We start from the raw sequence: 11,120 nt of genomic DNA, 5'->3' as shown, positions 1-11,120 counted from the left end.
TTGCCCCAATGGACATCTCGAAAAAGTGAGACCTGCCCCAGCAGTCAACTGGGAACTTGGCTCAGGGAAAGGCGCAACCATCGTGGCAAAGGCGCGGCTTTATGCTATTGAGGCCGCGAATTTCGCCATCCTGTTGTAACTTTCCCCAGGCAAACTGATGATTTCAATCGTCATTCCGTGCAAGAACGAGGCTGAGAACCTGCCGATCCTGATCGGCGAGGTTCACGCCGCGATGGCCGGCCGTGACTACGAGATCATCGTCGTCGACGACGGCTCCACCGACCGCACGCCAGACGTTCTCGCCGAGCTAGCGCGCAGCGCCGGCCGCCTGCGCCATGTCAGGCACGACCGTTCCGCCGGCCAGAGTGCGGCCGTCCGTTCCGGGGTTTTTGCCGCGAAAGGCGACGTCGTCGTCACCATGGATGGCGACGGCCAGAACGACCCGGCCTACCTGCCCAAGCTCGCCGACGCGCTTGTTGCCGCCGGCCCCACCGTCGGCATCGCCGCAGGGCAGCGTCTCAAACGCACCGACACCAAGCTCAAGCAGCTGTCTTCGCGCTTCGCCAACGGCCTGCGCGAGCGGATTCTGCACGACGGCACCCGCGACTCGGGCTGCGGCCTCAAAGCCCTGCACACTGACCTGTTCCGCCAGTTGCCGTTCTTCGACGGCTGGCATCGCTATTTGCCGGCACTTGCGCTGCGCGAAGGCCGTGGCGTGGTCCATGTCGACGTCGTCGACCGCTCGCGAATCCACGGCAAGTCCAACTACGGCATCCTCGATCGCGGCCTGCGCGGCGTTCTCGACCTCTTCGGCGTGTGGTGGCTGCGCCGCCGCCGCAAGGTCGTGCCATCAGTCACGGAGCTTGGCCAATGAACCTGATCTCGGAACTCGGCACCTGGCTGCACGACGTTTTCATCGCCCAGTTCGACGGCTGGATCCTGCTCGGCTTCGTTGCCCAGGGCTTCTTCACCATGCGCTTTGTGGTGCAGTGGCTCGCTTCCGAACGCGCCAAGCGCTCGGTCGTACCGATCGCCTTCTGGTTCTTCTCGCTCGGCGGCGGCGCGCTGCTTCTGATCTACGCCATCAAGCGCCAGGACCCGGTCTTCATTGCCGGCCAGGGGCTTGGCCTGTTCATCTACATCCGCAATCTCTGGCTGATCGCCAATGAGCGGCGCCTGGCTATGTCCAAGACGGACTGACCACGGGAATGTCGACCATCGGACTCAAAACCTCCGCAACGTCCCGCAAAACGTTGACGCCGCTGACTTATCTCCTTCTGGGCCTGCTCGCGTTGTTCGCCTTTGCACCGGGCACCTCGACCTTGCCGCCGACCGACCGCGACGAGTCCCGCTTCGTCCAGGCGACCAAGCAGATGGTCGAGAGCGGCGACTATGTCGACATCCGCTTCCAGGACGTGCCGCGCTACAAGAAGCCCGCCGGCATCTATTGGCTGCAATCCACGGCCGTGCTTCTAAGCGGCCAAGGCAGCGACGCCCCGATCTGGGTCTACCGCCTGATCTCGGTGCTCGCCGGTACCTTCTCGGTGCTGGCGCTGGCCTTCATTGCCGACCGCATGTTCGGACGCAGCGCCGGTGTCATTGCCGGCCTCGGCATGATGGGCATCCTGATGCTGGGCGTCGAAGCGCGCATCGCCAAGACCGACGCCACCCTTCTCGCCACCGCCCTGCTCGCCCAGGGCGCGCTAGCCACCATCTATCTCGGCCACAAGGCCGGCAGGTCGCAGGGCAACGCCAACTGGCTGTTCTGGGGCGCACAGGGCCTGGCGCTGCTGATCAAGGGACCGGTGATCCCCTTCCTCAGCCTGCTCACCATCGCCGCCCTCGTCGTCTTCGACAAGGACCGCGCATGGTTGCGCAAGCTTCGACCATTCACCGGCCTGCTGTTGACCCTTCTGGTTGCGGCCCCTTGGCTGATCCTGATTACGCTCAAGACCGGCGCCGAATTCTGGCAGGAGTCAGTCGGCAAAGACCTGCTGAGCAAGGTCGGCTCCGGCCAGGAATCCCACGGTTTCCCGCCCGGCTATTATTTCCTGACCTATTCGCTGTTCATGTGGCCCTTCGCGCTGGTGGCACTCGAAGGCGGGCTCAAGGCGCTCAACAACTTCCGGCAGGACCCGCGCCTGCTGTTCTGCCTTGCCTGGTACCTGCCCTACTGGGTGGCGATCGAGCTGATTCCGACCAAGTTGCCGCATTACGCCCTGCCGGCCTACCCGGCGATGATCCTGCTGATGGCCTGGCTGCTGACCTCCAAATCGGCCGCCAGCATCGAGCTGTCGCGCTGGCAGCTCTGGCTGCGCCGCGCTTGCGCCTTCGGCATGTTCGGTATCAGCATCGGCCTTTCGGCAATCGCTTTCGGCATCACGCCCTACTTCCTCGGCTATGTCTCCTGGTGGGGGCTGCTGGCCGCCGTGCTCGTCCTGATCGCCGCCCGCTACGGCATCGGCGCGCCTGATGGCATGGACCCGGTCAAGCGCATCGCCTTCGCCGCGGCGGCGGCTGCTGCGGTCTTTGGCGTGCTGACGCTGAAGATCCTGCCGCCGCTCAAGCCGCTCTGGCTCAGCCCTGAGATCGCCGAGCGCTTCGAGAAGCTGAAGCCCTGCCCGACCTCCGTGCTGGCCTCGGCCGGCTATGGCGAGCCAAGCCTCGTTTTCCTCGCCGGCACGAACACCCAGCTGACCGACGGCAAGGGTGCGGCTGCGGCACTCATCGCCGATCCCGCCTGCGCCATCGCCGTCGTCGCAGAAGCCGAGAGCAAAGCCTTCCTCGCCGCCATTCCCGGTGATGCCGACGCGCTCCGGCAGCGCGGTATCATTGAAGGCATGAACTATTCCAAGGGCGAGCCGCGCACGCTGACCTTCTACACGCTGGCGAAGTAGCGTCCGGCTGCCCGACGGGCGCACCTTGGTCGTGCGCGGGTCCTTCGAGGCCCGCTTCGCAGGCATTCAGGACGCAGGAGTTGGCCCCCGCTCTCCTGACGGCGCTACGCCCTCCCGAGAAGCGCCTCTGCCACAACGGCCCTCATCCTGAGGTGTTCGCCTGAAAGGCGCCCCTCGAAGGACGCATCTCAAGCGCCAGCCTCAAACAAAAAAGGGGCGGTCGCCCGCCCCTTTCCGATTTCCGATCATCCAAAAGCTTACTTGATCGCCTTGTCGGTGATTGCCGAAGTCCAGGCGCCCGAAGGCTCCTTGGTGATGATTTTCTGTGCCAGCAGCGCGTCGGCGGTGCGCTTGTAGGCCGCCTCGATCAGCTTGCCGTCGGCATTGTCGATCAGCTTGGCCACCTCGCCCATCATGCGCTTCTGGTGGTTTTCGTCCTGGCCGCCATTGTCGACGACGATACCGGCAGCCTCGTCTGGATTGTCGACGGCATATTTCCAGCCCTTCATCGTGGCGCGCACGAAGCGAACCATCTTGTCTTCGAAGGCCGGATCCTTGAGCTTGTCTTCCATGGCATAGAGGCCATCCTCGAGCAGATCGTTGCCCATGGCGGTGTAGTTGAAGACAGTTAGCTCTTCCGGCTTGAAGCCGGCGTCGATCAGCTGCCAGTACTCGTTGTAGGTCATGACCGAGATGCAGTCGGCCTGCTTCTGAATCAACGGCTGCACGTCGAAGCTCTGCTTCAGCACCGTCACGCCATCGGCGCCGCCCTCGGTCTTGAGGCCAAGCTTGTTCATCCAGGCGAAGAACGGATATTCATTGCCGAAGAACCAGACGCCCAGCGTCTTGCCCTTGAAGTCGGCTTCGGTCTTGACCGGGCCGTCCTTCGGGCAGACCAGCTCCATGCCGGCCTTCTTGTAGGGCTGGGCGATGTTGACCAGGCCGACACCCTTCTCGCGGGCGGCGAGCGCGCCGCCCATCCAGTCGACGATGACGTCGGCACCGCCGCCGGCGATCACCTGCTCGGGCGCAATGTCGGGACCGCCCGGCTTGATGTCGACGTCGAGGTTTTCCTCGCCATAGAAGCCCTTCTCCTTGGCGACGTAGTAGCCGGCGAATTGCGACTGGGTCACCCATTTGAGCTGCAGCGTCACCTTGTCGGCGGCGAGTGCCGCTTGTGCTGCGGCCAGCGACATCGCTCCCGCCATCAACGATACCATCAGTCTTTTCATCTTCTTCTTTCCCTCTGAAGTTGGACCGCGGCCCCGCCCAAGGAGCTCAGGTCACGCCCGCCCACCACGGACAGACGGATGCCAGAAAGTGGTGGCCCTCTCGATCAGGGCGACCACGCCATAGAAGACGGAACCGGCCAGAGCCGCAACAGCGATCTCCGCCCAGACCATGTCGACATTCATGCGCCCGATCTCGGTCGAGATGCGGAAGCCCATGCCGACGATCGGCGTGCCGAAGAATTCGGCGACGATGGCGCCGATAAGCGCCAGCGTGGAGTTGATCTTCAACGCATTGAAGATGAAGGGGGCGGCGGCCGGCAGGCGCAGCTTGAACAGCGTCTGCCAGTAGCTGGACGCATAGGTGCGCATCAGGTCGCGCTCCATGTGGCCCGATGCGGCGAGGCCGGCAACGGTGTTCACCAGCATCGGGAAGAAGGTCATGATGATGACCACGGCGGCCTTCGACTGCCACTCGAAGCCGAACCAGATCACCATGATGGGCGCCACGCCGATGATCGGCAGCGCCGATACCATGTTGCCAATCGGCAGGAGCCCGCGGCGCAGGAACGGCACGCGGTCGGCCAGGATCGCGACGACGAAGCCCGAGGCGCAGCCGACGACGTAGCCGAACAGAACCGCCTTGAAGATCGTCTGGCGCACGTCGGCGGCAAGGGTCGGTAGCGATGCGCCGATGCGCGCGGCAATTGCGCTCGGCGGCGGCAACAGGATGAAGGGGATGCCCGCTCCGCGTGTCACCGCCTCCCATATGATCAGGATCCACGCCCCGAAGATCGCCGGGATCAGCAGCCTGAGCAACGTCCTTGCCTGTTTCGACACCGGGCGGACTGCCGACAGCACGGCGACGCAACGCCAGGCCAGCAGCCAGGCGGCGGCAAGCAGCAGGAAGTATGGCAGGCGCGCCATGCCTTCATTGCCCGCAACACCCGCGATCAGCAGCCAGGCAGCGCCATGCGCGCCGACGAACAGCAGGGCGGCACTGGCGATGCCGGTAAACATGGCGAAGGAGGCAACGCCGCTCAATGCGATCAGTCCGATGACAAGTGACGTCGTGCCTCTCGACATCGGTGCCGTAGCCTCCGTGGCGAGCATCGGCATTGTCGCCATGGCTACGGCGCAAAGCAGCACCGCCAGCCCGACCTGCGAGGACGGCTTGGAGTTCATCATGCCGGCCTCCCACCCATCGAGCGTTCGACAATCTTGCCGACGATCCCCACCAGCACCACCAGCATTGCCGCCACCACCGATCCGGCGACGAGCGCTGCCCACATGTCGATGGTCTGGCTGTAGTAGGAGCCCGCGAGCAGTTTTGCGCCGATGCCCGCAACCGCTCCCGTTGGCAGTTCACCGACGATGGCGCCGACCAGGCTTGCCGCCACCGCCACTTTCATCGAGGCAAACAGGAACGGCACCGAAGCCGGAACGCGCAGCTTCCAGAAGGTCTGCGACGCACTCGCATTGTAGGTATGCATCAGGTCGAGGTGCATGAGATCGGGCGAGCGCAGCCCCTTCACCATGCCCACGGCGACAGGGAAGAACGACAGATAGGTCGAAATCAGCGCCTTGGGGATCAGCCCGGTAATGCCGATTGCCGCCAGAACGACGATGATCATCGGCGCCACCGCAAGGATCGGAATCGTCTGCGAAGCGATGATCCACGGCATCAGGCTGCGGTCGAGCGCGATCACATGCACGATGCCGACGGCGATCAGGATGCCCAGTGCCGTGCCGAAGGTGAAGCCGAGCAGCGTCGATGACAGCGTCACCCACGAGTGGTAGACGAGACTGCGCGCGCTGGTGACCTTCCTGAGGAAGGTGTTTTCAAAGAAGTTCTGCGCCACCTGGTGCGGTGCGGGCATCGTCGGCTTGGGCTGGGACAGCGTCTTGCCGATGAATTCCATGGTCGTCGACGTCTCGCCCGCCCGCCGGTCGAGATCGCGCTGGAACGGCGCGTTCATGTAGACGGCGAACGCGTACCATGCGACGACGATGACCGCGAGGATGGTGATGACGGGCACGACGCGGTCTCTGAGGCGATCCATCAGCAGGCCTCCCACGACTTGAGGCTGCACATGACAGGTTCCTTGACGTTCATGGGCGCGCCCTCTCAAGGCCAAGTCTCTGCCGAAGGGTGTTTACGATGTATTCCCCCTCCCCAGAGTCCACGCCTTTGGCCATTTGGATTGTCTTTGCGCCGTAATCGAAGGCCACTGAAGACGGATCCCCGTGGCGGTTCCATTGCGATCCGTTACCCTCTTTCCAGCGCAGCTTCCTGATGGAGGCAGGATTGAACCTGCGTGTACGCGACCAGAAGAACAGCCGGTAAGAATGAGTCAGCGCAACGCTGGTCGCCCCGATAAGCTCGGCACCGAAAACCTGCCACACGAGTGTGCCGGCGGCACCGATCCAGCCCAAAGCCCACGCACATAGCCAGAAGAGCAGAAAACCCTGGGCTCCACCTTGCGCTACGCCGAGCTGATTGAACGCCATCACGCCGCCGGCAGTCCAGCCTCCAAGCCAAACAAACAGAAAAGCCAAGGCGAACGCGTTGCGGCTCGGCGGGACGCGCAGGACAGTTTCCCCATTGACGTTCGAAGCCGTAATCCGCGATGTACGAGGATCCTCGAACCCCATCTCAGTCGTCATAGCTGTGCCCTGCCCTGAGCCCATCGCGGACACGCGCGGCGATCGCCAGGAATTCCGGGCTCTCGCGGATGTCGAGCGGCCGCTCGGTGGGCAGCGTCGACTCGATCACGTCGGTGACCCGGCCGGGGCGCGGCGACATGACGACGATGCGCGTGGAGAGGTAGACGGCCTCGGGGATCGAGTGCGTGACGAAGCAGATCGTCTTGTTGGTCTGCCGCCACAACCGGAGCAGCTGTTCGTTGAGATGGTCACGCACGATCTCGTCGAGCGCGCCGAACGGCTCATCCATCAGCAGAAGGTCGGCATCGAAGGCCAGCGCGCGCGCGATCGAGGCGCGCTGCTGCATGCCGCCGGAAAGCTGCCAGGGATATTTCTTCTCGAAACCAGTGAGATTTACCAGATCCATAGTGCGCTTGATGCGCGCCTGCTGCTCGGCCTTGGACAGGCCGATGATCTCGAGCGGAAGCCCGACATTGTTTTCGATGGTCCGCCACGGAAATAGCGCGGCCGCCTGGAAGACATAGCCATAGGCCCGCGCCTGGCGCGCCTGTTCCGGCGTCATGCCGTTGATCGAGATGGTGCCTTCCGTCGGCTGCTCAAGATCGGCGATGACACGAAGGAAGGTCGTCTTGCCGCAGCCCGAAGGCCCGATGAAGGAGACGAACTCGCCCTTGTTGATGGTCAGATTGACGTCCGAAAGCGCCCGCACCGGGCCGTCATTGGTCTGGAAGGTCAGCCCCAGTTGTCTGGCTTCGACGACTGCGTTTCGCTCGACGCTCGTCGCCATGGCTTGATTGACTGTCATGAGCATTGCCCGACTTTACCCCACATCATGCCATCCTCTCCGAAGATGAGGTAGGCGTCCACTTGATCAACACTCTTTCCCAGACGCATGAAACGAGCCGGCCTTCTTTCGCCCTGTTTGGTCAAGCGTAGCCTGAGCCCAGATTGCGATAGACGATGAGCCTCCGGTAAGTAATTCCCGCGATCGCTCCACCGACGAGGCCAGCTGTCGCCAAAGCTATGCTATCTGCGAACGGCATGGACCCGCCTAGAATGAAGTCGCAGACAAGGAGCATCAAAACAATTGTTGCTCCCATCGTGAACCCGAATCCTACAAAACCAAAACCACTCGGAAGCGATCTATCGCGCCCTATCCTGGCCAGCAGAAATACTAGTCCGCCGACAGCTACGCTCGCAGGAATTGTCCAGATAAGTGCACCCCACACGCTCCAGAAAACCGAACCCGCTACATCCAGTGGAAGTCGGGAGAGTTTTGACAATGAAGAGCTGCTGAATACCTCAAAGAGGATCAAGACAATCCCACAGGCCCAGAGCCCTGCAAACACACTTCCAATTAGGGCAAAGAAGGAAAAATGCCCATTGGAGCGCCGCTTGGCGGGGGCACTTTCCGGTTCCATCAAAATGTCCCCGTCATCATCGACCCCACCCAGTCCGATCGCTCACACTCCCGTCGCCGGGATACCTGTGCGTTCGACCTTGCGCGGTGCTGTGATCTCCTTCCACTGCGACAGCGCCCGGTTGACCGCTGCATGCGGCTCGCGGGCGACGAATTCGCCATGGCCGGGCTGCACCTTGACCTCGTGCTCCTGGATCGCCAGTTCGCCGCGGGTGAAGACGAAGCGTGGTAGGCCGGTCAGCTCGATGCCCTCGAAGACATTGTAGTCGATGACCGACTGCTGGCTCTTGGCGGCGATGGTCTTCTTGCGCTTCGGATCCCAGACGATGACGTCGGCGTCCGCTCCTTCGACGATGGCGCCTTTCTTCGGGTACATGTTGAGGATCTTGGCGATGTTGGTCGAGGTCACCGCGACGAACTCGTTCATCGTCAGCCGGCCGGTGTTGACGCCCTTGGTCCACAGGACCGGCATGCGGTCCTCGAGGCCGCCGGTGCCGTTGGGTATCTTGGTGAAATTGCCGACACCGGTGCGCTTCTGCGCCGTGGTGAACGAACAATGGTCGGTCGCCACCACCTGCAGCGAGCCCGCCTGCAGTCCGGCCCACAAGGAATCCTGGTGCAGCTTGTTGCGGAAGGGCGGGCTCATCACCCGGCGCGCCGCATGGTCCCAGTCCTTGTTGAAATATTCGGTCTCGTCGAGCACCAGATGCTGGATCAGCGGCTCGCCATAGACGCGCATGCCCTTCTGCCTGGCACGACGGATCGCCTCATGCGCCTGCTCGCAGGAAGTGTGCACGACATAGAGGGGGCTGCCCACCATGTCGGCGATCATGATGGCGCGGTTGGTCGCCTCGCCCTCGACCTCGGGCGGCCGCGAATAGGCATGCGCCTCGGGGCCGTTATTGCCTTCGGCCAGCAGCTTGGCCGACAGCTGGGCGACGACGTCGCCGTTTTCGGCATGGACCAGCGGCAGCGCGCCGAGCTCGGCGCAACGCTTGAATGACGAGTACATCTCGTCGTCGTCGACCATCAGCGCGCCCTTGTAGGCCATGAAGTGCTTGAACGAGGTGATGCCCTTGTCGACGACCTGAGCCATCTCGTTGAACACCTGCTCGCCCCACCAGGTGATCGCCATGTGGAACGAATAGTCGGAACAGGCCTTGGAGGTCTTGTTGTCCCACATCTGCAGCGCTTCGAGCAGCGACTGGCCGGGCGACGGCAGGCAGAAATCGACGACCATCGTCGTGCCGCCGGAAAGTGCTGCGCGCGTGCCGCTCTCGAAATCGTCGGCCGAATAGGTGCCCATGAACGGCATTTCGAGATGGGTGTGCGGGTCGATGCCACCGGGCATGATGTAGCAGCCGGTGGCATCGAACTCATGGTCGGCATGCAGATTCTCGCCGATGGCGACGATCTTGCCATGCTGGATCAGCACGTCGGCCTTCCACGTCCGGTCGGCCGTGACGATGGTGCCGTTTCGGATGACTTTGGTCATTCTTCAGTTCCCCTATTGTTGCCGCGCTTCTTTGCGAGCGCTTCAGCAAAGTTTCACATCATCTAAGGGCAGACACTCCACGCAAGCCAAGCGCAAGCCGCCCTTCCCCGTGATGGGAAAGGACTGCCCGCGCGGCAATGTCGGCCCAAAAACTCACTCAACGATCTCCGCGGTCTCGACCACGGCGTGGAACAGCACGTCGCAGCCGGCGGCGGCCCATTCCGGATAAATCTCTTCGTCTTCGTTGTGGCTCAGCCCGTCGACACATGGGCAGAACACCATTGCCGTCGGCGCAACCCGGTTGATCCAGCAGGCGTCGTGGCCGGCACCCGAAACGATGTCGCGGTGGCTGTAGCCGAGCCGCTCGGCGGCGTCGCGCACGGCCTTGACGCAGCTCTCGTCGAAGGCGACCGGGTCGAAATGGCCGACCTGCTCGATCTCGTAGGAGATATCAAGCGCCTCGCAGATCGTGGCGATGCCCTCGCGGATGCGGCTGTCCATGGCGTCGAGCACTTCCTTTTCCGGCGATCGGATGTCGATGGTGAAGACGGTGCGCCCGGCAATGATGTTGCGCGAGTTGGGGTAGACCTCCATGTGGCCGACCGCGCCGACGGCGTCGGGCTGGTAGTCCATGGCGATCTCGTGCACCAGCTCGGTCACCCGCGCCATGCCAAGGCCGGCGTTGCGGCGCTTGTACATCGGCGTCGAACCGGTATGCGCCTCGGTGCCGGTCAGCGTTACCTGCAGCCACTTCAATCCTTGCCCATGGGTGACGACGCCGATTTCGATCTCTTCATCCTCGAGGATCGGGCCTTGCTCGATATGCAGTTCGAAGAAGGCCTTCATCTTGCGGGCGCCGACCTTTTCGGTGCCCTTCCAGCCGATGCGCTCCAACTCGTCGCCGAAGCGCGCGCCATGCGCGTCGGTGCGGGCATAGGCGAAATCCTGCTCAAGCACGCCGGCGAACACGCCCGATGCCAGCATGGCCGGAGCAAAACGCGTGCCTTCCTCGTTGGTCCAGTTGGCGACGACGATCGGGTGCCTGGTCTTGATGCCGAGGTCGTTGAGCGTACGCACAACCTCAAGTCCGCCGAGCACGCCCAGCACGCCATCGAACTTGCCGCCCGTCGGCTGGGTGTCGAGATGGCTGCCGACATAGACCGGCAGCGCCTCGGGATCTGTGCCTTCGCGGCGGGCAAACATCGTGCCCATCTCGTCGACGCCCATTTCTAGCCCGGCCGCGTCGCACCATTTCTTGAACAGGTGGCGGCCCTCGCCGTCCTCGTCGGTCAGGGTCTGGCGATTGTTGCCGCCGGCAATGCCGGGGCCGATCTTCGCCATTTCCATCAGCGAATCCCACAAACGCTCTGAATTGATTCGGAGATTTTCGCCTGGAGCGGACATGGTTCGGA

The 11,120-nt window shown here is 63.1% G+C and carries 11 protein-coding genes; 3 read left to right on the top strand and 8 right to left on the bottom strand.

Annotation, left to right across the window (positions count from 1 at the left end; genetic code table 11):
• The first annotated feature begins 157 nt into the window (after positions 1–157).
• Genes IG197_RS24595 through IG197_RS24585 form a run of 3 tightly spaced genes read left to right on the top strand, consistent with a single transcriptional unit; the run spans position 158 to position 2,897 of the window.
• Positions 158–874 carry a glycosyltransferase family 2 protein gene (locus tag IG197_RS24595; RefSeq protein WP_067960294.1) on the top strand — a complete coding sequence of 239 codons (717 nt, stop codon included), beginning with the start codon at positions 158–160 and terminating at the stop codon, positions 872–874.
• A complete protein-coding gene (locus tag IG197_RS24590) occupies positions 871–1,200 on the top strand; it encodes a lipid-A-disaccharide synthase N-terminal domain-containing protein (RefSeq protein WP_067960293.1) in 330 nt (109 codons plus the stop codon). Before IG197_RS24595 ends, IG197_RS24590 begins: the two co-directional genes overlap by 4 nt.
• A gap of 53 nt (positions 1,201–1,253) precedes the next feature.
• A complete protein-coding gene (locus IG197_RS24585) occupies positions 1,254–2,897 on the top strand; it encodes an ArnT family glycosyltransferase (protein WP_371746489.1) in 1,644 nt (547 codons plus the stop codon).
• A gap of 257 nt (positions 2,898–3,154) precedes the next feature.
• Here the strand turns inward: IG197_RS24585 and IG197_RS24580 are convergent, their stop codons facing one another.
• From IG197_RS24580 to IG197_RS24545, 8 genes are all read right to left on the bottom strand, one after another.
• On the bottom strand, positions 3,155–4,129 hold the full coding sequence (locus IG197_RS24580; protein ID WP_192315502.1) for an ABC transporter substrate-binding protein: 975 nt from the start codon (positions 4,127–4,129) through the stop codon (positions 3,155–3,157).
• Positions 4,130–4,180: 51 nt separating this feature from the next.
• Positions 4,181–5,314 carry an ABC transporter permease gene (locus tag IG197_RS24575; protein ID WP_371746488.1) on the bottom strand — a complete coding sequence of 378 codons (1,134 nt, stop codon included), beginning with the start codon at positions 5,312–5,314 and terminating at the stop codon, positions 4,181–4,183.
• Positions 5,311–6,189, bottom strand: coding sequence for an ABC transporter permease (locus tag IG197_RS24570; RefSeq protein ID WP_192315500.1), 879 nt, complete (start codon positions 6,187–6,189; stop codon positions 5,311–5,313). Before IG197_RS24570 ends, IG197_RS24575 begins: the two co-directional genes overlap by 4 nt.
• A 49-nt stretch (positions 6,190–6,238) precedes the next feature.
• Entirely contained in the window at positions 6,239–6,793 is a 555-nt protein-coding gene (locus IG197_RS24565; protein WP_131922440.1) for a hypothetical protein, read from the bottom strand.
• A complete protein-coding gene (locus IG197_RS24560) occupies positions 6,783–7,604 on the bottom strand; it encodes an ABC transporter ATP-binding protein (RefSeq protein ID WP_192315498.1) in 822 nt (273 codons plus the stop codon). Before IG197_RS24560 ends, IG197_RS24565 begins: the two co-directional genes overlap by 11 nt.
• Positions 7,605–7,719: 115 nt before the next feature.
• Entirely contained in the window at positions 7,720–8,214 is a 495-nt protein-coding gene (locus tag IG197_RS24555; protein WP_192315496.1) for a hypothetical protein, read from the bottom strand.
• Between the two features lie 42 nt (positions 8,215–8,256).
• The gene (gene hydA / locus IG197_RS24550) at positions 8,257–9,708 is read right to left on the bottom strand and encodes a dihydropyrimidinase (protein ID WP_192315494.1); all 1,452 of its coding nucleotides are present in this window, start codon (positions 9,706–9,708) and stop codon (positions 8,257–8,259) included.
• A 153-nt stretch (positions 9,709–9,861) separates the two neighbouring features.
• A complete protein-coding gene (locus IG197_RS24545) occupies positions 9,862–11,112 on the bottom strand; it encodes a Zn-dependent hydrolase (RefSeq protein WP_192315492.1) in 1,251 nt (416 codons plus the stop codon).
• Positions 11,113–11,120: the final 8 nt, after the last annotated feature.

It is taken from the genome of Aminobacter sp. SR38 (assembly GCF_014843375.1).
GTDB classification, from domain to species: Bacteria; Pseudomonadota; Alphaproteobacteria; order Rhizobiales; family Rhizobiaceae; genus Aminobacter; species Aminobacter ciceronei.
The sequence above is the reverse complement of the archived record's forward strand: the minus strand, read 5'-3'. Positions and strand labels throughout refer to the sequence as shown.